Annotated in this window: 20 protein-coding genes; 14 read left to right on the plus strand and 6 right to left on the minus strand. The window is 72.5% G+C overall.

Translation table 11 applies throughout. From position 1 onward, the window contains the following. The 11 genes from ACH5AC_RS06075 to ACH5AC_RS06125 all read left to right on the plus strand — a co-directional run bounded on the left by ACH5AC_RS06075 (nt 1) and on the right by ACH5AC_RS06125 (nt 11,378). Complete coding sequence (locus ACH5AC_RS06075) at nt 1–1,335, plus strand: hypothetical protein (RefSeq protein WP_398860446.1); 1,335 nt, start codon at nt 1–3, stop codon at nt 1,333–1,335. Nucleotides 1,336–1,349: 14 nt separating this feature from the next. After that, nucleotides 1,350–2,654: an MFS transporter gene (locus ACH5AC_RS06080; RefSeq protein ID WP_398860447.1), complete on the plus strand. Its 1,305-nt coding sequence runs from the start codon at nt 1,350–1,352 to the stop codon at nt 2,652–2,654. Nucleotide 2,655: 1 nt separating this feature from the next. After that, nucleotides 2,656–3,888 (plus strand): ATP-grasp domain-containing protein, encoded by a 1,233-nt coding sequence (locus ACH5AC_RS06085; protein WP_398860448.1) that lies wholly within the window; start codon nt 2,656–2,658, stop codon nt 3,886–3,888. A gap of 26 nt (nt 3,889–3,914) precedes the next feature. After that, nucleotides 3,915–4,550, plus strand: coding sequence for a flavodoxin family protein (locus tag ACH5AC_RS06090; RefSeq protein ID WP_398860449.1), 636 nt, complete (start codon nt 3,915–3,917; stop codon nt 4,548–4,550). 152 nt (nt 4,551–4,702) lie between these two features. Beyond that, nucleotides 4,703–5,725, plus strand: coding sequence for a 3-oxoacyl-ACP synthase III family protein (locus tag ACH5AC_RS06095; protein WP_398860450.1), 1,023 nt, complete (start codon nt 4,703–4,705; stop codon nt 5,723–5,725). Between the two features lie 15 nt (nt 5,726–5,740). After that, entirely contained in the window at nt 5,741–6,553 is an 813-nt protein-coding gene (locus ACH5AC_RS06100; protein WP_398860451.1) for an arylamine N-acetyltransferase, read from the plus strand. Between the two features lie 7 nt (nt 6,554–6,560). After that, a complete protein-coding gene (locus ACH5AC_RS06105; protein ID WP_398860452.1) occupies nt 6,561–6,953 on the plus strand; it encodes a YybH family protein in 393 nt (130 codons plus the stop codon). Nucleotides 6,954–7,044: 91 nt separating this feature from the next. Further along, a complete protein-coding gene (locus ACH5AC_RS06110; RefSeq protein WP_398860453.1) occupies nt 7,045–8,151 on the plus strand; it encodes a phenazine antibiotic biosynthesis protein in 1,107 nt (368 codons plus the stop codon). A 2-nt stretch (nt 8,152–8,153) separates the two neighbouring features. Next, on the plus strand, nt 8,154–9,527 hold the full coding sequence (locus ACH5AC_RS06115; RefSeq protein WP_398860454.1) for an aldehyde dehydrogenase family protein: 1,374 nt from the start codon (nt 8,154–8,156) through the stop codon (nt 9,525–9,527). Between the two features lie 88 nt (nt 9,528–9,615). Next, complete coding sequence (locus ACH5AC_RS06120) at nt 9,616–9,996, plus strand: VOC family protein (RefSeq protein ID WP_398860455.1); 381 nt, start codon at nt 9,616–9,618, stop codon at nt 9,994–9,996. A gap of 2 nt (nt 9,997–9,998) precedes the next feature. Continuing rightward, nucleotides 9,999–11,378 (plus strand): FAD-binding oxidoreductase, encoded by a 1,380-nt coding sequence (locus tag ACH5AC_RS06125; protein ID WP_398860456.1) that lies wholly within the window; start codon nt 9,999–10,001, stop codon nt 11,376–11,378. Nucleotides 11,379–11,456: 78 nt separating this feature from the next. On the opposite strand, the gene ACH5AC_RS06130 is transcribed toward ACH5AC_RS06125, so the two are convergent. Further along, nucleotides 11,457–12,311 (minus strand): NAD(P)H-binding protein, encoded by an 855-nt coding sequence (locus ACH5AC_RS06130; RefSeq protein WP_398860458.1) that lies wholly within the window; start codon nt 12,309–12,311, stop codon nt 11,457–11,459. Nucleotides 12,312–12,314: 3 nt separating this feature from the next. Further along, nucleotides 12,315–13,517, minus strand: coding sequence for an acyltransferase family protein (locus ACH5AC_RS06135; protein WP_398860459.1), 1,203 nt, complete (start codon nt 13,515–13,517; stop codon nt 12,315–12,317). Nucleotides 13,518–13,815: 298 nt separating this feature from the next. Here ACH5AC_RS06135 and ACH5AC_RS06140 point away from each other — a divergent pair, with 298 nt between their 5' ends. From ACH5AC_RS06140 to ACH5AC_RS06150, 3 genes are all read left to right on the plus strand, one after another. Continuing rightward, complete coding sequence (locus ACH5AC_RS06140; RefSeq protein ID WP_398860460.1) at nt 13,816–14,595, plus strand: alpha/beta fold hydrolase; 780 nt, start codon at nt 13,816–13,818, stop codon at nt 14,593–14,595. Between the two features lie 112 nt (nt 14,596–14,707). Continuing rightward, nucleotides 14,708–16,180 carry an MFS transporter gene (locus ACH5AC_RS06145; RefSeq protein ID WP_398860461.1) on the plus strand — a complete coding sequence of 491 codons (1,473 nt, stop codon included), beginning with the start codon at nt 14,708–14,710 and terminating at the stop codon, nt 16,178–16,180. Nucleotides 16,181–16,259: 79 nt separating this feature from the next. Beyond that, a complete protein-coding gene (locus ACH5AC_RS06150) occupies nt 16,260–16,676 on the plus strand; it encodes an SCO4225 family membrane protein (RefSeq protein WP_398860462.1) in 417 nt (138 codons plus the stop codon). A gap of 4 nt (nt 16,677–16,680) precedes the next feature. Here the strand turns inward: ACH5AC_RS06150 and ACH5AC_RS06155 are convergent, their stop codons facing one another. From ACH5AC_RS06155 to ACH5AC_RS06170, 4 genes are all read right to left on the minus strand, one after another. Further along, a complete protein-coding gene (locus tag ACH5AC_RS06155) occupies nt 16,681–18,048 on the minus strand; it encodes an adenylosuccinate lyase family protein (RefSeq protein ID WP_398860913.1) in 1,368 nt (455 codons plus the stop codon). Nucleotides 18,049–18,392: 344 nt separating this feature from the next. Then, a complete protein-coding gene (locus ACH5AC_RS06160) occupies nt 18,393–20,420 on the minus strand; it encodes an FAD/NAD(P)-binding protein (protein WP_398860463.1) in 2,028 nt (675 codons plus the stop codon). Further along, nucleotides 20,420–21,613: an FAD-dependent monooxygenase gene (locus tag ACH5AC_RS06165; protein ID WP_398860464.1), complete on the minus strand. Its 1,194-nt coding sequence runs from the start codon at nt 21,611–21,613 to the stop codon at nt 20,420–20,422. The genes ACH5AC_RS06160 and ACH5AC_RS06165 overlap by 1 nt, the downstream gene beginning before the upstream one ends. Next, nucleotides 21,613–23,199: an AMP-binding protein gene (locus ACH5AC_RS06170; protein ID WP_398860465.1), complete on the minus strand. Its 1,587-nt coding sequence runs from the start codon at nt 23,197–23,199 to the stop codon at nt 21,613–21,615. The genes ACH5AC_RS06165 and ACH5AC_RS06170 overlap by 1 nt, the downstream gene beginning before the upstream one ends. Nucleotides 23,200–23,207 lie beyond the last annotated feature (8 nt).

Genomic DNA, 23,207 nt, shown 5'->3' on the forward strand with positions numbered 1-23,207 from the left:
GTGGACCGCAGCATCGACCGCATCACCGAGCTCTACAACAAGGAGAGCCTCACCGAGGGCAGCCCGCTGCCCTCGATCATGGCGGAGGTCGAGAAGGACCCCAAGCTGGCCAACTGGACCGGCTCCTATCTGCCCCGGCCGCTGTTCGTGGAGCGGCGGGAGATCGAGGCGTTCGCCGATGACGTCCTCGCCCTGTTCGACGTGATCACCTCACTGCCCGAGCGGCTCTTCGACGGAGACCTCGACGCGTACTGCGCCGCCCTCTCCATCGACGAGGGCCGCAAGAAGCTGATCACCCGCCTCGGCGGCACGACCCCGCCCCGCTACGGCCGCGCCGACATGTACCACGACGGCACGTCCTTCAAGCTGCTGGAGATCGGCATCGCCAGCGAGGTCGGCGGCGCCGACCGGGCCGGGGAGATCCCGCGCGCGCTGCTGGAGGCGGAGCCGTTCGCCCGGTTCGCCGAGCAGCACGGGCTGGGCTTCACCCACACCGGGCAGGTCGTGGCCCGTGCGCTCGCCGAGGCCGGCACGGCTGTCGCGGACGGGCGTGAGCCCGTGGTCGCGCTGCTGGAGGGACCGGGCGGGCTCGCCAACTACGCCAGTCACTGGAACACCTTCCGCGATGTGATGCGCGGCTGCGGCCTCGACTTCCAGGTCGCCGAGATCGGTGACCTGACCTTCCCCGGGGGCAAGCCGCACCTGGGCGAGCGGCCCGTCGACGTGATCCTGCGCTGCTTCACCGTCGAGGAGATCATGGGCGACCCGCAGGGCGCCGAGCTCGTCGAGCCGGTGTTCCGCGCCCACGAGGAGGGCAGCGTCGTGCTGTTCACCCCGATGGAGAGCAACCTCTTCGCCAACAAGGCGTGCCTCGCCCTGCTGTCCGACCCGCGCCACCGGGACGCCTTCACCCCGGCGGAGCGTGAGCTGATCGACCGGGTGCTGCCGTGGACGCGGTCCCTGAAGGACGCCGACGCCGACCTCATGGCGTACTGCCGTGAGCACCGCGAGGAGCTGATCCTCAAGCCGAACGCCTTCTACGGCGGCGTCGGTGTCATCGCCGGCTGGACCACGCCCGAGGACGAGTGGGCGAAGGCGGTCACCGCGGGCGCCGCCGACGGGGCGATCGTGCAGCGCCGCGTCATCCCCCGTACCGAGCCGCTGGTGAACCCGGAGACGGGCCGCACCGAGGACTGGCAGGCCGCCTGGGGCCTGTTCTACACGCCCGGCGGCTACGCCGGCGCCTACGCCCGAGCCGTGCCGGCCTTCGAGAGCCCGGTCATCGGCGTCACCGCCTACAAGAACACCCGCACCGCGGGCGTTCTGCACTACTGAGACGGAGCGGCAGCATGTCTTCCTCGGGAGGCGCCCTGTCCCGGCTGCTGGACAGCACCCTCGTGCCGCGCAGCGCGATCGGCCGCAAACTGGCCCTGATCGCCCTCGTCAACGCGCTCGGCACCGGCATGTTCTACGCCGGTTCCGCCCTGTACTTCACCAAGGTCGTCGGCCTGAGCAACGGGCAGGTCGGTCTCGGACTGTCGCTGGCCGGGCTGGTCGGGTTCCTCGGCACCGTCCCGGTCGGCATGCTCGCCGACCGGGTCCGCGCGGGCCGCGTCTATGTCGCCATCCAGGTGTGGCGCGGCCTCGGCAACGTCGCGTACTGCTTCGTCGGTGACTTCGCCACCTTCGCCGTGGTCGCCTGCTGCATCGGTCTCGCGGACGCGGCGGTGCCGCCGGTCAGCCAGGCCGTGGTGGGCAGCGCGGTCGGCGACGAGGAGCGCGGCGACACGCTCGCCAAGGTGCGGGCGGTGCGCAACGTCGGCTTCGGCCTGGGCGCGCTGGTCGCCACCGCCGCCATCCAGCAGGGCAGCGACTACGGCTTCCAGGTGCTGATCGCGGGCAACGCGGTGTTCTTCTTCGTCTCCGCGGTGATGCTGAAGCGGGCCGGGGTGACCCGGCTCGCCACCGTCGCCGCGCCCGCCAAGGACCGCCGGCCCACCCTCGTCGCCGACCTGCGCTACCTGGCCACGGCCGGTCTCAACGGCCTGCTGGCCATGCACCTGACCCTGCTGCCGCTGGCGCTGCCGCTGTGGATCTCCCAGCACACCGAGGTGCCGCTGTCGCTGTACGGGCCGCTGTACGTGCTCAACACGGTGATGGCGGTGCTGTTCCAGGCCCGCTTCGCCAGACCGTCCGACACCCTGCGCGGGGCGGTCGCCTCGATGGCGTGGGCCGGGTTCTCACTCGGCGGGTTCGCGCTGGCCTGCTGGGCGATGGGCGCCACCGACGCGGTCTGGCTGGGCATCGGGTGCGCGGTGCTCGCCGTGGTGCTGCTGACCGCCGCCGAGCTGTGGCAGTCGGGCGGCGCCTGGGCCATCTCGTACGAACTGGCCCGCCCCGACCGGCTCACCCAGTACCTGTCCACCTTCCAGCTGGGCACCGCCCTGCAGGGCATCGTCGGCCCCTGGCTGATCACCGCGCTGATCCTGCCGAACAGCTGGGGCTGGCCGCTGTTCGCGGTCGCCTCGGCGGTGGCGGGTGTCGGGGTGGCGGCGACGGTGGGGCGTACGGAGATCAAGGCGCGGGAGGCGGCTGCGGCGGCCGACGTCACCGAGCCCGAGACCGAGCCGGAAACTGCCGGAAGGACGGCCTGACATGCCCAACATCCTCATCGTCAGCGGTGGTTCGAATCTGCACGTCATGCTGCGCGACCTCGATCCGGACATCCGCACCTCGGTGATCTGCCGGGCCTCCGCGCTGCCCCTGGTCGGCGGGCTGCCCGACAACCGGGCGGTGATCGTGCTGGGCGACGACACCCCCACCGAGGGCTGGCTGGCCGCCGCGCGCCGGCTGCACCAGGAGTGGCCGGTGGACCGGGTCGCCGCGTTCTCCGAGATCGACCAGGACCGGGCCGCCGCGATCGCGGAACGCCTGCGCGTGCCCTGCCACCGGCTGCGCACGGTCCGGCTCACCCAGGACAAGCTGCGCATGCGGCGCCGGCTGCGCGCGGCCGGCGTGGAGGACGTACCGCATCTGCAGAGCGCCGACCTCGCCGAGCTGACCGCGTTCCAGGAGGGGGTGGGCGGGCCGGTGGTGCTGAAGCCGACGTCCGGGCGGGCCAGTGTCGGGGTCGCGGTGGCCGCGACGCCCGCCGACCTGCCCGCCGCGCTGGCCGCCACCGGGGCGCGGGTGCCCCGGCTCGACCCGTCGCCGCCGCTCGCGGAGGCGTTCGTGGCGGGCCCGGAGTACAGCGTCGAGGCGGTCACCGCGGACGGCGTCCACCATGTCCTCGCGGTGACGGAGAAGTTCAAGGACGAGGCGACCAAGGTCGAGACCGGGCATGTGATGCCGGCCCGGCTCGACGCGGACACCGAGCGCCGGATCGTCGCGCATGTGCGCACCGTCCTCGATGTGCTGGGCGTCGAGTCCGGCCCCACCCACACCGAGGTCATCGTCGGCCCCGAGGGGCCCGTCACCGTGGAGACGCATCTGCGCATCGGCGGCGACGAGATCCTGCACCTGGTGCGGGACATCTCCGGCGTCGACATCTACGAGCTGTGGGCCCGGCAGGCCGCCGGGCTGTCCGTGGCCGCCGACCCGGGTCTCGCCGTACGCCGTACCGAGCCGGTCTACGACGGCGCCGCCGCCATCGCCTACCTCGCCCCCGACCTGCGCGGACGGCTCGTGCGCATCGACGGCCTGGAGGAGGCCGCGGCCCTCGAAGGGGTGCGCGACGTCCGCCAGTTGCAGCCCGACGGCACCGAACTGACCGGCCTGCACAGCTCCTACGCCCGCCTCGCCCACGTCCGCGTCACGGCCCCGGACGCGGACGCCGCCGTAGCGCTGGCGGAGAAGGCGGTCGGCCTGCTGCGGCCGGTCACCGAGTGAACCCCTGTTCTGAGGAGCCCTTCCCCATGACCACCCCCAAGATCACCGTCGTCTACTACTCGTCCACCGGCAATGTGCACCGGCTCGCCGAGGCCGCCGCCGAAGCCGCCGAGAAGGCGGGCGCCGAGGTGCGGTTGCGGCCGATCGCCGAGCTGCCCACCGACACCGTGGTGCCCGGCACCGAGGACGCCGTCGCCGCCCAGCGTGACGCCGTGCGGGACGTGCCCGTCGCGACCAACGACGACCTGGTGTGGGCCGACGGCATCCTGATCGGCACCCCGGTCCGCTTCGGCCTGCCGGCCGCGCCCGTCTCCGTCTTCCTGGACGCCACCGCGCCCGTGTCCATCCCCGGTCTGCTCGCCGACAAGGTGGTCTCCGCCTTCACCTCCGGCTCGGCCCCGCACGGGGGCCAGGAGACCGCCCTGCTGTCGCTGTACAACGCCGTCTGCCACTGGGGTTCGTTCGTCGTCGCCAACGGCTCCACCGACCCGGTGCTCTTCCGCGAGGAGAACGGCAACCCGTACGGCACCTCCAGCGTCACCCGCAACCGCCCCGGCAACGTCCACGAGGACAACATCGCCGCCGTCGAGTTCCAGGCGCGGCGGATCGTACGGGCGGCCGGGATCGTCGGACGTGGCCTGGCGGCCGCGACCGATGCGTGACCTGACCCGTTCTCAGCCGTCGTGACCTGACACATTGCCCGCCATCTGACAGGGCCAGGGGCCCGAAATGGCCCCGCCCGCACCCCGCGCTCCACGATGGGCAGCGCGGCCCGTTCCGCCCCTTTTCCAGGGTGCTGCCGAAAGGGATTTCAGTGATCACCACCGGAACTCACCCCACTCAGCACGACGCCCGCACCGCCCTCCCCGTCGGCATCCTGGGCACCGGCTCCTGTCTGCCCTCCCAGATCGTCACCAACGACGAGGTCGGCGGCCCGGCGGGCGTCGACGACGCCTGGATCCGCGGCCGCACCGGCATCCGCGCCCGCCGCTGGGCCAAGCCCGACGAGGCCACCTCCGACCTGGCGGCCGCGGCGGGCCGGGCCGCGCTGGAGGACGCCGGGGTCCGCGGCGCCGAGCTGTCCCTGGTCGTCGTGGCCACCTCCAGCCCGGACTCCCCGCAGCCGCCCACGGCCGCCGCGGTCGCCGACGGTGTCGGCGCCGGCTCGGGCACCGCCGCCTTCGACGTGAACGCGGTGTGCAGCGGGTTCGTCTTCGCCCTGACCACCGCGGAGCGCATGCTCCGCGACACCGGCGGCTACGCCCTGGTCGTCGGCGCCGACATCTACTCCCGCATCCTCGACCCGAGCGACCGGCGCACCACGATCCTGTTCGGCGACGGGGCCGGCGCGGTCGTCCTCGGCCCGTCCGCCGGGGTCCGCCCGCTCAGCGCGCGCCTCGCCGGGTTCAGCGCCGACCGGGATCTGATCCAGGTGCCCGCCGGGGGCAGCCGACTGCCCGCCTCCGCCGAGACCCTGCGCGACGGGCTGCACTACTTCACCATGAACGGCCGCGCCGTCCGCGAGTTCGTCGCGGAGAAGGTGGCGCCGGCCATCCGGGAGTTCCTCGACGACCACGGGGTCGCCCCGGGCGACCTCGACCACTTCATCCCGCACCAGGCCAACGGCCGCATGCTCGACGACCTCGCCGAGCGCGTCGGCATCCCCGCCGATCGCATGCGCACCACCGTCGAGCACTACGGCAACACCGGCTCGGCCTCCATCCCGGTCACCCTCGACGACGCCGCCCGCCGGGGCGAGGTCCGGCCCGGTGACCGGGTGCTGCTGGCCGGCTTCGGCGGCGGCATGGCGATGGGGCTGGCACTCCTCACCCTCTGACACAGGAGAACTGACGTGACCGACGTGCTCACCGACGCCCAGGTGGCCGCCTACCTCGACCGCATCGGCGCCGACCGCCCCGAGAAGCCCGACCTCGAGGCGCTGCGGCGGATCCAGGAACGGCACTGTCTGACCGTGCCGTTCGAGAACCTCGACTACCACCTCGACACCGACATCCACATGGACGAGCGGGCCGTCGACAAGATCGTCTACCGGCGGCGCGGCGGCGGCTGCTACGAGGTCAACCCGGCGCTCGGGCTGCTGCTGCGCAGCCTCGGCTACGAGGTGGAGATCCTGCCGGGCCAGGTCTACCGGCCCGAGGGGCCCGGCCCGTTCCTCGGCCATCTGGCGCTGCGGGTGCGGCTGGAGGGCTTCGACTGGCTGGTCGACGCGGGCTTCGGCCGCAACAGCCGCCACCCCCTGCGCTTCGACGTCACCGAGCCGCAGAGCGACCCGCACGGCACCTACGAGGTGCGTCCCGACGATGAGTTCGGCGGCCATGAGGTGCTGCTGAACGGGCGGCCGCTGTACCGGCTCGGCGACCGCACGGTGCGCATCGCCGACTTCGCGCCGACCCTGTGGTGGTGGCGTACGGCGCCCGAATCACCCTTCTTGCAGGACCTGTTCTGCTCCCTGCCGACCGAGGACGGCGGCCGGATCACGCTCAAGGGCAACCAGCTGACCGTGGCCGGCGCGGACGGTCGTACGACCGTGGAACTGGCCGACGACGAGGCCGTGCTGGCCGCCTACCGCGAGCACTTCGGCATCACCCTGGACCGGCTGCCCCGGCAGCCCGAGTCGGGCCACGCCAAGATCCAGACGGGTTGAGCGTGCCATGACGGATGTGCTGTACGAGCCGCCCACCGAGCCCGCGGATCTGCCCGGGGTGTTCGAGAAGGCGTTCAACTCCGGGGAACTCGACGCGGTGGACGCGCTGTTCGCGCCCGGGGCGGTGTTCGTCGCCGCGCCGGGGCGGGTTGTCGTCGACGACCAGCGGCGGGCCGCGAACGCGGAGTTTCTGGCGCTCGGGGTGCCTATCGCTCTCACCCTGCGGCACACGTACGTCCACGACGACGTCGCTCTGCTCATCGGCGACTACGTGATCTCGGGCACCGGGCCCGACGGGGCGCCGGTGCATATGGAGGGGTCCGCGACCGATGTGGCCCGGCGTGGGCCGGACGGGCGGTGGCGGTACGTGATTGACAACCCGTCCGGCGTTGATCCCTGAGCGCTCTGTCGTTGTTCGTCTGCCGCGCCGTCGTGGCTGATCGCGCAGTTCCCCGCGCCCCTAAACCCGCTGACCCTGAGGAAGGAATCCCGTGCCGACCGCCGCCGACCGCGTCCTTGATCTCCCCTTCGATGCCCAGCCAGACCCCGAGGAGTTTCTGCGTGCCGCCATGCGGTGGCACTTCTCGCCCGAGACCGGCTCGCCGTTCTGGCTGGAGCGGGCCGAGTCGCTGGACTTCGATCCGTTGACCGACATCCGCACGTTCGCGGACCTGACCCGCTTTCCGAACTTCGCCTCGCAGTTGCGGGACGTGCGTGCCGAGGACCTCATACCGCGCGGGTACGGCGACCGCCCCGATGTCGTCGGTGTCTATGAGAGCGGCGGGACCACCGGTGCGCCCAAGCGGATCGTCCTGCTGCGTGACTGGCTGGACAGGCTGCTCGCCTGGAGCAGTGCGCAGCTGGACGCGCACGATGTGCCGCAGGGCGTGAACTGGCTGGTCGTGGCGCCGACCGGGCCGCACATGGTGGGTGACGTCATCAAGCAGCAGACGGCGTTCCGCGGCGGCCTCGCGTTCACGGTCGACCTGGACCCGCGCTGGGTGAAGAAGCTCATCGCCGACGGCAAGGGCGCCGAGGCGGGCGCGTACGCCGAGCACATCGTCGACCAGGTGGCGTATCTGCTGCGCACCCAGGACATCGGCGTGCTGATGTGCACTCCGCCGGTCCTGGAGCGGCTCGCCCAGCGCGACGACCTCGCCAAGCTGATCGAGGAGAAGGTCCGCGCGATCAACTGGGTGGGCACCCAGATGGACGCCGACACCCGCCACCTGTACCGCACCGAGGTCTTCCCCGAGGCGAAGCTGTACAGCGGCTACGGCTCCACGATGATCCTCGGCAACGCCAGCGAGCGCCCCGGCCTGACCGACGACGAGCCCTGTGTCTACGACCCGTACTCCCCGTACATGACGTTCTCCGTCATCGACCCGGAGACGGGCGGCGTCGTGGAGTACGGCGAGCGCGGCCAGGTCGTCATGCACCACGTCAGCAAGAGCCTGCTCATGCCGAACAACCTGGAGCGCGACTACGCCACCCGCTGCCGCCCGGCCCCCGGGTCCGCGCAGACCGGAGACTCGGTCGCGGACATCGCGCCGGTGCAGGAGTTCGACAACGAGACCGTGATCGAGGGGGTGTACTAGCGATGACCGCCGGCCTCATCGAGCTGGACGCGCTCGGCCCGCAGGGGACCTTCCGCGCCCGCAAGCGCACCACCGTCACCGATGTCCGCGGCACCCCGGTCGCCGAACTCGGCCTGGTGCCCAAGCTGTTCGTGTCCCGCACCATGACCGCCCTGCACCGGGCCGAGTCGCTGCCCGCCGCCGAGCGGCTCGCCGCCCTCGCCCGGGCCGCCCGGATCTTCACCGAGGAGGTCATCGGCGGGCTGTCCTTCGCCGAGTACGAGCGGACCGTGGCCCGCGTCTCCGGCGTACCCCTGTCCGTGGTGCGGGCCGCCACCGCGGCGATCGCGGAGGCCGCCGAGCAGGCCGAGTACATCGTGCGCCAGCCGCGCCCGGCCGGGGCCGTCGGCGACTGGCGCGACCCGCTCACCCGGCAGGGCAGCGCGGTGTGGACGCGGCGCGGCAACGTCTTCGCCGTGCACGCGGCCGGCAACCACCCCGGCCCGCACTCGCTGTGGCTGGAGGCCCTGGCCCTCGGCTACCGGGTCGCCGTACGGCCCTCGCGGCGGGAGCCGTTCACCCCGCACCGCCTGATCAGCGCGCTGCGCCTGGCGGGCTTCGGCGACGACCAGGTCGTCCTGCTGCCCACCGACCACGACGCCGCGGACGAGATCCTGCGCGGTGCCGACCTGGGGCTGGTGTACGGCGGTGACGACGTGGTCCGCAAGTACGCGGGCAGCGATGTCCTGCCGCAGGGGCCCGGCCGCTCGAAGATCCTGGTCACCGCGGACACCGACTGGCGCGACCATCTCGACACCATCGTCGGCTCCATCAGCCACCAGGGCGGTGTCGCCTGCATCAACGCCACGGCGGTCCTGGTCGAGGGCGACCCGGCGCCGCTCGCGGCCGCCATCGCCGAGCGGCTCGCCGGCATTCCCAGCCTGCCGCCCGAGGACGAGAAGGCGGTCCTGGCGGTGCAGCCGGTGCAGAGCGCCCGCGCCGTCGAGCAGTATCTGCTCGCCCAGGCGAAGGGCACCGTCGCCCACCTCGGCGGTGACGGCATCGTCGAGGAACTGCCCGGGGGCGGTGCCGTGCTGCGCCCCGCCGTGCACGAGCTGGACCGGCCGGACGCCCGCCAGGCGGGCGTCGAACTGCCCTTCCCGTGCGTGTGGGTGGCCCCGTGGTCGCCCGCGGACGGCACCGGCCCGCTGCGCAACAGCCTGGTGCTCACCGCATTCACCGGCGACGACAGGCTCGTCGACGCCCTGCTCGAAGAGCCGACGATCAGCAACGTCTACCTCGGTGACCACCCCACCTACTGGATCAGGCCCGGCGTCCCGCACGACGGGTACCTCGCCGAGTTCCTGATGCGCACCAAGACCGTCATCCGTGACTGACCGGACAGCTTCCCCTGTCCGCCCTGACCCCGTGCCGACGGCGCGGGGTCAGGGGTGTTTCCACCGCCGAACCGAAGGCAGCCACACCATGGCCATCCGTCTCAACCACACGATCCTGTCCGCCCGCGACCGCGACGCCACCGCCGCCTTCCTGGTGGAGATCCTCGGTCTGAAGCCACCCCGCCACTACGGGCCGTTCCTGGTCGTCGAGCTCTCCAACGAGGTGTCCCTCGACGTGCACGCCGTGCCCGGGGAGATCACCTCGCAGCACTACGCCTTCCTCGTCGACGACGCCGAGTTCGACGAGATCTTCGCCCGCGTCCAGGCCCGTGGCCTGCCGTACTGGGCGGATCCCTTCCACCGGCACCCCGGCCGGATCAACGACTGGTACGGGGGCCGCGGGGTCTACTTCGACGACCCCAACGGCCACAGCCTCGAAGTCATGACCCGCCCCTACGAATTGGACTGACCGTGCCTCTTCACAGCGAAACAGCGCTCCCGGCGCTCCAGGTGTCCGGACCGGTGCTGCGGCCCGGCGAGCAGGGCTACGACGAGGAGCGGCTCGGGTACAACCTGGCCCTGGATCACCGGCCCGCCGTCGTCGTCGGCGCGACCGGCCCGGAGGATGTGCGCGCGGCCGTCCGGTACGCGGGCCAGGCCGGTCTGGGAGTCGCCGTCCAGGCCACCGGCCACGGCATCTCCCGGTCCGCCGACGGCGCGTTGATGATCAGCACCCGCCGGATGAGGGAGGTACGCGTCGACCCGGACCGCAGGACCGCGACCGTCGCCGCGGGCACCCCCTGGCAGGACGTCGTGGCGGCGGCGGCCCCGCACGGTCTGGCGCCCCTCAACGGCTCCAACCCCGGTGTCGGCGCGGTCGGTTACACCGTCGGCGGCGGGATCGGCCTGCTCGGCCGCCGCCACGGCTACGCCGCCGACCATGTGCGCCGCCTGGACGTCGTCACCGCCGACGGGCGGCTGCGCACCGCCACCGCCGAGCAGGAGCCCGACCTGTTCTGGGCGGTGCGCGGCGGCAAGGGGAACTTCGGCGTCGTCGTGTCGATGGAGATCGACCTGTTCCCGGTGGCCGAACTGTACGGCGGCGGCCTGTACTTCGGGGCCGGGGAGTCGGCCGCCGCGCTGCACGCCTACGCCGAGTGGACCGCGTCCGTGCCCGAGGAGATGTCCTCCTCCGTCCAGCTGATCCGCTACCCGGATCTGCCGGTGCTGCCCGAGGCGCTGCGCGGCCGGCACGTCACCCACATCCGCATCGCCTGGTGCGGCGACCCCGCCGAGGGTGAGCGGTGGGTCCGTCCGCTGCGCGCGGTCGGCCCGGTCCTCCAGGACACCGTGCGCCGGATGCCGTACCCGGAGGTGGGTTCCATCCACCACGAGCCGCCGGACCCGGTGGCGGCGTACGACAGGAACGCGGCGCTGCGCGACCTGGACCCCGCCGCCGTCGACACCCTGCTGGGCCTTGCCGGACCGGACGCGGACGCCCCCTACTTCCTGGAGCTGCGGCACCACGGCGGGGCCTACGCGCGGCCGCCCCGGGTGGCCAACGCGGTGGCGGGCCGGGACGCGGGCTTCCTGCTGTTCTCCACCTCGATCCTGGAACCCGGGCGGCTGCCGGAGGTGCGTGCCGCGCACGACCGGCTGTACGGCGCGATGCGCCCGTGGAGCACCGGCGGGGCGTTCGTGAACTTCTTCGGCATGGACGACACCGGCGCCGAGCGGGTGCGTACGGCGTACACGGCCGGGGACCACGCGCGGCTTGCGCGGGTGAAGGCGGTCCACGACCCGGAGAACCTGTTCCGGGTGACGTACAACGTCGAACCGGCCGTGCGCTGAGCCGCACGGCGGGCGGCACGCAACGGGTGAGGGGGACGGACCTGGCCAGGTCCGTCCCCCTCACCCGTGAGTGCTGTGTCAGGCGGTGAAGTCCGCCGCGTGATCGGCCGCCCACTCGGCGAAGGTCCGCGCGGGCCGCCCGGTGATCTTCTCCACCGTGTCCGACAGATGGGTCGGGACGCCGTCGGAGTGGGCCCAGTAGCTGAACACCGCGTCGGCCACCCACGGCGGCACGATCTCGCCCAGGTCCGCACGGGCCTGCTCCGGCGTGCGCTCCTCGAACTCCAGCGGCCGGCCGGTGACCTCGGCGATGATCTCCAGCTGGCGGCGCTGCGTCACCGACTCGGGCCCGCTGATGAAGTAGCCGCTCCCCTCGTGCCCGGGCTCGGTGAGCGCCTTCACGGCGACCGCCGCGATGTCCTTCTCGTGGATGACGTCGCTGTGCGACTCGGGGTAGGGGAAGCGCACCTTGCCCTCGGCCCTGATGCTCTCCGGCCAGCCCCACATCAGGATGTTGGTGGCGAAGTTGTGCGGGCGCAGGAACGTGTACGCGATGCCGGAGTCGACGACCGCCGCCTCCGCCGCGCGGTGCATCTCGACGATCGGCTCCTGCCCGGGGAAGGCGTCGGACACCGTCTGCGACGACAGCAGGACGATGTGCTTCACGCCGGCCTCGCGTGCGGCGTCGAGGAAGCCGGTGATGCCCTGCGGGAAGGCGTACAGGAAGACCTTCTCCACGCCGGCGAGGGCCGCGCTCAGCGTTTCGGGGCGGGTGACGTCGACCGTCACCGCCTCGACGGTCTCGCCGCCCCGGATCCGCTCGGGGCTGCGGGCACCGGCGCGGACCGCGATGCCCTGCTCGGTCAGCTGGGCCATGACCTCATGGCCCACCTGGCCGGTGGCGCCGGTGACCAGAATCTGTGCGGGGGACATCAGTCACTCCTTGACGTCGGCGGGACGGGTGCGGCGCCGCGGCTTCGAGAAGCGGCGGGTGATCGGCCGCTCCACCAGGGCGTACAGCGCCCAGGACAGGACGACGGTGACGGCGGTGGAGGCGACCAGCAGCAGGGTCGTGGCGACCGGCGAGAACATCCGGTCCCCGAGCAGTTCGCGTCCGTAGGCGAGGACGATGAAGTGCAGCAGGTAGAAGGCGAACGAGATCTCGCCGAGCCAGACCATCGCCCGGTTGCGGAACGGCGTGAAGCGGTTCTCCACGTCCGCGGTGGCGGCGGCCGCGATCAGCAGCACGACGGGGATGATGCAGGTGGCGCGCTGCCCGTACAGGTACGGCACGTACGCGGTCAGCACATAGCCGCCCACGAGCAGCAGCGACGACCAGATCATGCCGATGTTCCGCCAGCGGCCGGCCCGGACGGCGTGCGCCACCAGCATGCCGAGCGCGAAGTCCATCATGCGGACCGGCGGCAGCACATAGGTGACCCAGTACTGCACCACCGAGCTCTCCTCGCCGCCCGGGATGCCGGGGGTGTCCGACAGCAGGGCGTAGGCGAGCGTCGGCGTGGCGATGACGGCGGCCATGGCGCCGGCGATCCAGTACTTGAGGTGGGCGGGGTCGATGCGCCGGAAGCCGGCGTGCAGCAGCGGGAACGCGGCGTAGAAGAACGCCTCCGCGCCCAGCGACCAACTCGGCGGGTTCACGCTGAAGTACGTGTTGAACTCCGGCGACCACACCTGCACCATCAGCAGGTTGGCGACCGAGGTCCCGACCGGGGTGTAGGCGGAGGCGAAGAGCACCAGCGCCAGCGCCCAGGCGATCACGTAGTTGGGGTAGATCTTCACGAACCGGCGGCGCCAGAAGGCCCGCGCCGTGTCCTTCTCGCGGGCGGACCAGGTCAGGACGAAGCCGCTGAGGACGAAGAAGAAGGTGACGCCGAGACCGCCCGCCTGCCCGGCGAACTTGTAGAAGTCCCCGACCGCCGCGTCGTCCTCCAGCAGCCGCAGCGCCGGGATCGGCAGCGCCGCGTGGTACAGGAAGACGAACAGCGCGGCCGGAAAGCGCAGTCCGGTCAGGGAGGGGAGCCGGGAGAGGCCGGAGGGCGACCGGTCGGGCGGTGGCGAACGGAAGTCCTCGACGGCAGCGGCCGGCGGGTCCCCCGCAATCATCTGGCCGTGAGCCATGAAATACCATCCTTGGATATGCAGTTGTCGCAAAGAGGGAATTCGCGGCGGATTGCCGCCGGTCCCGATTAGACTGCACCCGTCGGTTTTCGGTCAGGGTCCGCCGGATAGTCTGTCAGCTGTTTCCGCCCGTGAATTTCCGGGCAAGGGAAGCGACCTGACAGACTGTCCGGTCGGCGTTCTCGTCCGCGCGATGCTCCCCCTACCGTTTTCGAAGGCGCGCACATCGGCCCGTTCCCGGTAGTGCCGCGCAATGAGTGACCGTCATTGGCGCACAGGCGCAAGTAAGGGGAGACACATGCCCATCGTGTCCGCGGGCGAGGCCCGCGTGGACTACCAGGTACGCGGATCCGGCACCGGTGTCCTCTTCGTCCACGGCACCGGCTTCGGCGCCGAGGGGACGTGGGGACACCTGGCCGACGCCTTCGCCGACCGCAGGACCGTGCTGCTGCCGGACCTGGCCGGCTGCGGAGCCACCGAGGACGACGGCGGCGAGCTCACCGTGGAGCGGCTCGCGGCGCAGGTGATCGGGGTCATCGAGGACGCCGGCAACGGCCCGGTCGACCTCGTCGGCTTCTCCCTCGGCGCCGTCATCTCCGCCACCGTCGCGGCCACCCGCCCCGACCTCGTGCGCCGCCTCGTCCTCACGGCCGGCTGGGCCGGGCCCGACGACGAGTACCTGCGCAACCACATGACCGTGTGGCGCTCGCTCGCCGACAACGCCGACGCGTTCGGCCGCTTCGGCACGATGACCGCGTTCAGCCCGGGCTTCCTCAACGGGGTCGGCCGCGAGCAGCTCGAGGGCATCATCTCGGGCAACCAGCCGAGCGAGGGCGCCCTGCGCCACATCGACCTCAACCTGCGCGTCGACATCCGCGACCTGCTGCCGAAGATCGAGGCCGAGACCCTGGTCATCGGCTGCTCCCTGGACAACACGGTCCCCGTGGGGAACGCCCGCGAGCTGCACTCCGCCATCGACAACAGCCAGTACGCCGAGCTGGAGAGCGGTCACGTGGTGGTGTACGAGAAGCCCGCCGAATTCACCAAGCTGGTCCAGGAGTTCATTTACCAGTCCTGAAACCGACCGACCCACATATCCCACCGAATGGGCGGGGCCGTGCATGTCCGGCCCCGCCCATTTTGTGTACGGATTTCATGTACGGATTTCGCGTACGGAAAGGAAGACCCTCATGACGTCCGAGAATCCGGGTGCGTCCCGGCGTCGCCCGGCTCTCACGCTGGCGCTGCTCGCGCTGGCCCAGCTCATCACATCCCTCGACTACAACATCGTCTATGTGGCCCTGCCGGAGATCGGCGACAGCCTTGAATTCTCGGCCCAGACGCTCCAGTGGGTGGTCAGCGCCTACGCGGTGATCTTCGGCGGCTTCCTGCTGCTCGGCGGCCGCGCCTCCGACCTGCTCGGACGCCGCCGCATCTTCGTCTTCGGACTCGCCCTCTACGGCGCGGGTTCGCTGCTCGGCGGCCTGGCCACCGCCCCCGAACTCCTGGTCGCGGCGCGCGGCGTGCAGGGTCTCGGCGGCGCGTTCCTCTTCCCCGCCACCCTGTCCCTGGTCATCACCTCGTTCACGGAGGGCCGCGAACGCAACCGCGCCCTCGCGGTGTGGGCCGGCGCCGGGGCCAGCGGCATGGTCGTCGGCTCGCTGCTCGGCGGCGTCCTGACCCAGGCGCTCGGCTGGGAGTCGGTGTTCTACGTCAATGTGCCGCTGGCGGTGGTCGCGATCGCGCTGGCCTTCGTACTGATCCCGGCGGACGGCGCGCGCCCCGCGGGCCGCTCCTTCGACCTGCCGGGCGCGCTGACCGGCACCGCGGGCGCCACCCTGGTCGTCTTCTCCCTCGTCCAGGGCCCGGAGTCCGGATGGCTGTCCACCACGGTGCTGGGCGCGGCGGCGGCCGGGCTGCTGCTGCTCGCCGCGTTCCTGGTGATCGAGTCCCGCAGCGCCGAACCGCTCATGCCGCTGCGGCTGTTCCGCAACCGGAACCTGTCCACCGGTGTGGCCACCACGTTCATGTTCATGGCGACCTTCGGCTCGCTGCTGTACTTCCTGACCGTCTACTTCCAGAGCGTGCACGACTACAGCGCCCTGAGGACCGGCGTGGCCTTCCTGGTGCCCATGGTCGCCGGTCTGGTCGGCTCCACGCTCGGCGGCCGCCTCGCCACCCGGTTCGGCACCCGCAACACCATCCTCGGCAGCCTGGTCGTGGGCGCGGGCGGCACCCTGATGCTGGCCCTGCCGATGGACCCGAACGGCTCGTACGTCGCCCTGGTGCCGGGCCTGATCGTGCTCAGCCTCGGCCAAGGGGCCCTCTACACCAGCATGTTCGCCGCGTCGTCGTCCGGCGTAGACCCGATGGAGCAGGGCATCGCGTCCGGCCTCGTCTCCACCGGCCAGCAGGTCGGCGGTGCCGTCGGCCTGGCGCTCCTCGTCGCCGTGGCCAACGCCGTCACCGGTGACGGAGCCACCGGCGAGGCGGCGCGCACGGCCACCACGGACGGCCTGCGCACCGCCGTCCTGGTCGCGGCGGGCGCCATGGCCGCCTCCCTCCTCATCGCCCTGAACTTCCGCCGCGCCGACGCGCAGACGCCGGCCGAGGACCCGTCCCCGGCCGAGCCGTCCCCGGCCAAGGAGCCCGTGTCGTCCTGAAGCGCACAGCTCGGATCATGCCGGTGGCCCCTGGGTAGGGGCCACCGGCGTTTCTGCGCGTTTCTGAGTACCGCGACTCATGCCGCGCTCCCCCCGGCCCGGGATCGTGGTGATCGGCTCCTCCACCGACGACCACCGCCGACCATCGGAGAACACCATGGGCTTCCCTCACCGCATCCGTACCGTGCTCGGTCTCGGCGTCAACAACTGGGTGTCCCGGGGGTACCTGGCCGTCGTGGCGCTCACGGTCCTGCTCGCCGTCTACGACGAGCACTTCGTGACCCACCCCGACGCCTCCATGGCGTACGTCGTGCCGCTCATGCTGACCGCCCCGTTCAGCCTGCCGCTCCTGATGGCGCTCGACGGGATCCCCACCGACATCCCCTTCTACGTGGCGCTCGCGGGCGGCGCGTACGTCAACGCCCTCGCCCTGGGTGCCCTGGTCCGCCTGGCCGGCGGGCGGCGGCCGGGGTCCCGTCCCGCTCCGACCGCCTGACCCCTCACGGCCCTGTCGGCGCCGTCAGGACCCGGTCCACCAGGGGGCCCGCCGCGCCCGTGTACGCCTCCGGGTCGCACAGCGCCGCCAGTTCCGCCGGGTTCAGGTGGGTGGCGGCCGTCGGGTTCTCCGCCAGGACTTCGTGCAGGGGGCGGACCTCGTGTTCCGCCTGTGCCGTCGCCTTCGTCAGGAGGTCCTTCGCGGGGAGCCTGCCCAGGGCGGGGGCCAGGACCGCCGCCACGCGTTCCGAGGCCATGTGGCCGCCGGTCAGGGAGAGGTTGGCGCGCATCCGGTCCGGGCGGACCTGGAGTCCCTCGGCGAGTTCGACCGCCGTGTGGGTCGCGCCGCCCACCAGGCGCAGGCACTCCCGCAGCAGCAGCCATTCCGCGTGCCAGGCGCCGGCCGAGCGTTCGTCCTCGGAGAGCATGCAGCCCTGCAACGCCCCCGACAGCGCGGGCACCTGGAGGGCCGCGCTGCGGATCAGCGTGCTGAGGACCGGGTTGCGCTTGTGGGGCATGGCCGAGGAACTGCCCCGGCCCGGTGCCTGGGGTTCCACCAGCTCCGCCACCTCCGTGCGGGCCAGGGACTGCACATCCACCGCGAGCTTGCCCAGGGCGCCCGCCGTGAAGGCCAGGACCGAGGCCAGGTCGGCGATCGGGGTGCGCAGGGTGTGCCAGGGGAGGGCGGGGCGGGCGAGGCCCGTCTGGGCCGCGTAGGCGTCGAGCAGGCGGTCCAGGTAGGCGCCGGGGTCCGGTTGGCGGCCCGCGCCGTCGACGCGGGCGTACTCCAGGTATCCGGCGAGGGTGCCGGCCGCCCCGCCCAGGGACACCGGCAGGCCGCCGTCGAGGACGCGGGCGATCCTGCGGTCGGCGTCCAGGACCAGCTCACGCCAGCCGGCCGCCTTCAGACCGAACGTGGTGGGTACCGCCTGGAGGGCCAGGGTGCGGCCCGCCATCACCGTGTCCCGGTGGCGCGCGGCCAGCCCCTCCAGCGCGCGGGCCGTCCGGGCCAGATCGGCCCGGATCAGCAGCAGGGCCCGGCGCGCCACCAGCATCGCGCCCGTGTCCAGGACGTCCTGGCTCGTCGAGCCCCGGTGCACGTACTCCGCCGCCGCCGGGTCCTCCGCCGCGACCACCCGGGTCAGCGCCCGCACCAGACCCACGACCGGGTTCGCGGTCTCCCGTGACTCCAGGGCCAGTTGACGCGGATCGAGCAGCTCGGCACGGGCGAGCCGCGTGACGGTCCGCGCCGCCGACTCCGGCAGCGTCCCCAGCTCCGCCTGCGCCCGGGCCAGCGCCGCCTCCGCGTCCAGCATCGCCTGCAGCCAGGCCAGATCGGACGTGGCCGCCTCCACGGGGGTGCCGGCGCGCACCGGGGAGAGGAGCCCGCTGTCGGCGAGGGGGGTGCCGTCCGGGAGGGTGGCCTGGGGGCGGGCGCCCGCCTCTACCTCGTGCGCCCCCAGGGCCTCGTACGCCCTCTTGATCTCGTGCACCCCTTCGGTCTCCTGCAGCCCTCGGACCTGGTCAGCCCCTGGGACCTGGCCGGCGCCCCGGAGCCGGTCGGTCCCTTGGACTTGGTCGGCCCCCCGGACCTGATCGGCCCCCCGGACCTGGGCGGCCCCATGGATCTGGTCGGCCCGCCTGATCTCGTCTGCCCCCTGAGCTTCGTAAGTCCTTCCGGCCTCGTACGGCGGCCTCTTGTCCGGTGGTGGCGCCGTCACACCAGCACCCCCGTCAGGTCGGTCTCGGCCGGGGTCGGGCGGACGCCGGTGGGGACCAGGGCGGTGGGCGGCTGGGCGAGGATCGCGCGGGCGATCGCGTCGGAGTCGCCGAGGGTCACCGAGTCGACGCCGGGGCGGATGCCGGCCGCGGTCACCCAGTGCACGGACTCGGTGGGGACGCCGTAGGCGTACCGGCGGGGGTGGGCGCGGCCGCGGGCGTCCAGGAGGCGGTAGGGGCGCTCGGTGACGGCGAGGCCGCCGGACTCGTACGCCGTGCCGCCGGTGCCGCGGATGCGGTACGTGGTGCACTGCTCGGTGTCGAGGAGGTGGCGCAGCAGCGGGTCGTCGGTGCGGCGCAGGTCGGGCTCGGGCAGCCGGGCCTCGATGAGGACGTAGGAGCGGACGGGGGAGCCGGGCACGTCCTTGGACTGGGCGACGAAGGTGGCGTGGTCGCCGGAGACGGTGTCGATGCGTATCTCGGTGCCGGGGCCGGTGAGTTCGAGCACCCCGGCCTCGATGAGGGCGATCATCTCCTCGATGCGGGAGGCGGGCGGTCCGATGGAGAGGAAGGCGTTGAGCGGGGTGTACCAGCCTTCGAGGTCGTCGCGGTGGGAGTCGCCGTCGAGGCCGCCGTGGTCGACGACGAGCCGGATCTCGTTGCGCAGGTCGCGCAGGACGTCCAGGGCGGCCTTCAGGGGGCCGTTGACGTTGCCGGCGTGGGCCTGGGCGACGTCCTTCTCCAGGTAGGCGAGCAGCCAGGCGCGGAAGTCCGCCCGGTCGGTGAACTCCCGGTCGCCGTACGGCCGGGACAGCCGGTCCCAGTCCCAGCGGTCCTCGGCGGCGAGGCCGTACGCGTCGAGCAGGGCGTCGCGGTCGGCCGCCTCGGTGAGGGAGAGGAACCGGTCGGTGAAGTCGTCCCGTTCGGCGCCCCGGCCCTGGGAGGCGAGCAGGGTGCCGTAGTAGACGCTCTCCACCTCGCGGGAGATCAGCGGCCACAGGTCGGCCGAGAAGCTGATGCCCTCGCCGTTCGCCGAGCGGGTGCGCAGGCCCTCGATGACCTCCGGGGTGAGCAGGCGCGGCAGATGGCGGCCGTAGGCGCCCTTCTCGTTCTCGCCACGGGCGTGGTACGGGATGCCGCGCCGCGAGCTGGCGTACATGCGCGGCTCCTGCCCGGAGCGGATGTACAGCAGCTTGCCGGTGTCGTCGCGGACGAAGGCGCCGCCGCGGCCCACGGTGAACAGGGCCATGTGGTCGAAGAAGTTCAGTCCGAGCCCGCGCAGCAGCACCGTCTGGCCCGGCTGGACCGAGGTGAGGTCCAGGTCGGCCGGGTTGGCGGGGGTGACGTAGGTGAGGTGGTGGATACGGGCGAGGCTCGCGGTCTTCGCCTCACGCGGGGTGAGGCGGGCCGGGACGTGGCCCTGCGCCATCACGATCGCGTCCAGGTCGTTCAGCCGGGTGCCGTTCTCCAGCCGGACGCCCTGCGGACCGCCGGGCACCCCGTGCGTGTCGGCCATCGCGACGGCGCGGGAGCGGTGCACCCGGACCGTGACGTGCCCGGGGGCGCCGGCCACGACCCGCATGAACTGCGCGTGCAGGTAGCGGCCGTAGAAGGCGCGCGTGGGATAGGTGTTGGGGCCGAGTCTGCGGGCCTCCTCCAGGGTGGTGGCGTCGCACTCGTCGTCCTCGTCGAAGTCGCCGTCGGCGGCCGTGTCGGTGAGGGCGCGGGCCCAGTCGTAGAGGCTGGGGCCGGGCTCCACCGGGCCCTCGGTGGTGACGCTGTCGTCGGTGTAGACGGTGATCTGGGACGCCACCGTGTTCATCAGAAGGTGCCGGGACTGGTCCGGCCGCCACACCCGGCCCGCGCCGGGCGCCGAGGGGTCCACGACGTGCACGGTGACCGCGGTGTGCGTGGGCTGCGCCCGCTCGTTGGCGCACAGCCGCTCCAGCACGGACAGGCCGCGCGGGCCGGCGCCGATGATGCAGATCTCCAGCGTGCCGGGGTCCTTCTGGTCCATCGTGCTCATCACTTCTCTCCGTTCCGGTCGCCGACGCGCGCGCCGTGCATCCAGGCCACGTGGTCGTGGAGTTCGTCGGGGGTGAGGGCGGACAGGGCCGCGTTGCGGGCGGCGGCGCCGCTGCCGGCGGCGTGCCACAGGCGGATGGACTCGCGGGCCAGCAGCTGGACGCGCCCGGTGCGTTCGCGGCGCTCGGCGGTGTACTTCTCGAAGCGCTGGGGGAGTTCGTCGGCGCCGCAGTCCAGCAGGTCGCCGAGGACGACCGCGTCCTCCAGGCCCTGGCAGGCGCCCTGGGCGACGTAGTGGAGCATCGGGTGGGCGGCGTCGCCGAGGAGCACCACCCGGCCGTCGGACCAGGTGTCGACCGGGTCGCGGTCGACCAGCACCCAGGACTTCCAGCCGTCGCCGAGGGCGAGCAGCCGCTGCGCGTCGGCGCCCAGCGCGGCCATCTCGTCGTGCACGGTCTCACCGGACACCGGCACCGAGGCCAGGGCGCGGGTCTCGCCGTTGTCGCTGCTGGCGGCCAGGTTGAGATAGCGGCCGCCGGCGATCGGGTAGTGCACGAAGTGGCAGCCGGGGCCGGTCCACCAGGTCACCGCGGTCTCGTGGCGCATCCGGGCCGGGACCCGCTCCATGGGGATGACCGCGCGGTAGACGGTGATCCCGGAGATCCGGGGCGCCCCGTCGCCGACGAGCTGCCGGCGGATCGACGAGTGGATGCCGTCGGCGCCGATCACCGCGTCGCCGGTGACGCGCTCACCGCCCGCCAGGATCACGGAGGCACCGGAGGCGTCCTGCTCGTAGCCCTCCGCGGCGCAGCCGCTGCGCAGTTCGACGAGGTCGGGCCGGGCGCGGCAGGCGTCAAGGAGCGCGGTGTGCAGCTCGGCGCGGTGGACGACGACGTACGGGTTGCCGAAGCGCTCCTGGTACGTCTCGGTGAGCGGCATGCTGGTGACGTGCTCGCCGGTCACCCCGTCCATGAACCGCAGCTCGGCCATCCGTACGGCCGTGTCGCGGACGGTGTCCCCGAGGCCGAGGCGGTCCAGCGCGTGCAGTCCGTTGGGGGCGAGCTGGATGCCCGCGCCGATCTCGGCGAACCGGTCGGCGCGCTCCAGGACGACGGCCCGGTGGCCGCGCCGGGTGACGGCGAGCGCGGTGGCGAGTCCGCCGATACCGCCGCCGACGATGACGATGCGGGCCATTACGCGCCGACCTCCTCGGAGACCGGGCCCGCGGCGAGGATGCGGGCCAGTTCGAGACGCTTGATCTTCGTGGTCGCCGTCTGCGGCAGCTCCTCCTTGCGCCACTGCACCGGCTCCGCCATCGGCGGCAGGTCCGCGACCGCGCGCCGCCACGCCGCCGGGTCGAGCGGTACGTCGTCCTTGGTGCACACCACCGGTACGGCGCGCCCGTCCTCGCCGGGGATGATGATCACCTCGGCCAGCTCGGGCAGCCGGGAGAACAGCGCGTCCTCGGTGGCGAGGGTGGAGCCGAAGCCCTCGATCAGGTCGACCTCGCGGTCCAGCAGGTGCACACAGCCCCACCTGGTGCGGAAACCGACGTCGCCCATGCGCCACCAGCCGTCGTTGACCTGGGCGTCGTAGCGCTGCTGCTCCCCCAGATAGGTGACGATGCGGCCGTCGCTGCGGACCTCGATGTAACCGGGGTTGTCCGCGGTCGGCGGCCGCCCGTCGCGGCTGACCACGCGGACGTCGGTCATACCGGGGAAGGGCCGGCCCACACAGCGCCCGTCGGTGCACACCCCGCGTCCGCTGCGGGACCACCAGCGCACGACCGCCGGGCCGATCTCGCTCTGCCCGTACAGCTGGCCGAACACGGCGCCCTTGCGGCGGGTGGCGCCCAGCAGCCGGTGCACGGTGCGCGGGTGGATCGCGTCGAAGGTGCTGCTGAACAGCTTGACGTGGGCGAGCGGCCCGCGCGGGTCCTCGGCCAGCTCCTCCCACTCCATGAAGGTGTTGGGGTGCGCTTCCAGGATGCCCGGCCGCATCCGCGCGAACAGGTCGGCGGTCTGCTTCGGGTCGGAGTCGACGAGGACGAGGATCGGATAGCCGCGGAAGAGGGATATCGCCAGCGCGGTGATCAGCCGGGAGTGCACGAAGGACACATGCATCGCGATGGTCTCGCGACCGCGCAGCAGGGGGGCGGTGATGGCCGCCTGCGGCCGGTAGCGGGCCTGGAGCGTGTGCCCGGTGTGCACGGCCAGCTTGGGGATGCCGGTGGTGCCCGAGGTGTGGGTGACCAGGGTCGGATGATCCGGCGGCATGGTCACCGCCGGGACGCGTGGACTGCCGGCCAGTGAGGCGAGCGTGAGCGCGTCCGGGTGTTCACCGGAGGCCAGCAGCACCCGCTCCGCCGATTCGAAGACCTCGGCGGGCAGTTCGGTGTCCAGCTTGGTCTGGTCGGTGAGCAGGAACGGCCGGTCCGTGCGCCGGACGAGCTCGGCGACCGTCGCGCCGTCCAGCTTCGGCGACAGCATCACCGGTACGGCGCCGACGCGGACGATCGCGCAGGCCAGCAGAGTGATGTCGAAGCCGTCCGACTTGTGCACGACGACCCGGCGGCCGGGCCGGACGTCCGCGGCCCACAGCCGGCCCGCGATGTCGTCGATCAGGTCGGCGACCTCCGCCACCGTCGTACGGCGTCCGAGGTCCGGGGCGATGTCGAGGTCGTGGTCGAGGACGATGACGTTGGCCGGGTGCTTGGCCGCGGCCCGCTCGAAGAGGGTGCCGAGGCGGATTCCCTGGTTGCCGATGCGCTGGAGGAGCATGGGTGGCC

Source organism: Streptomyces sp. NPDC018693, assembly GCF_044391385.1.
GTDB lineage: Bacteria > Actinomycetota > Actinomycetes > Streptomycetales > Streptomycetaceae > Streptomyces.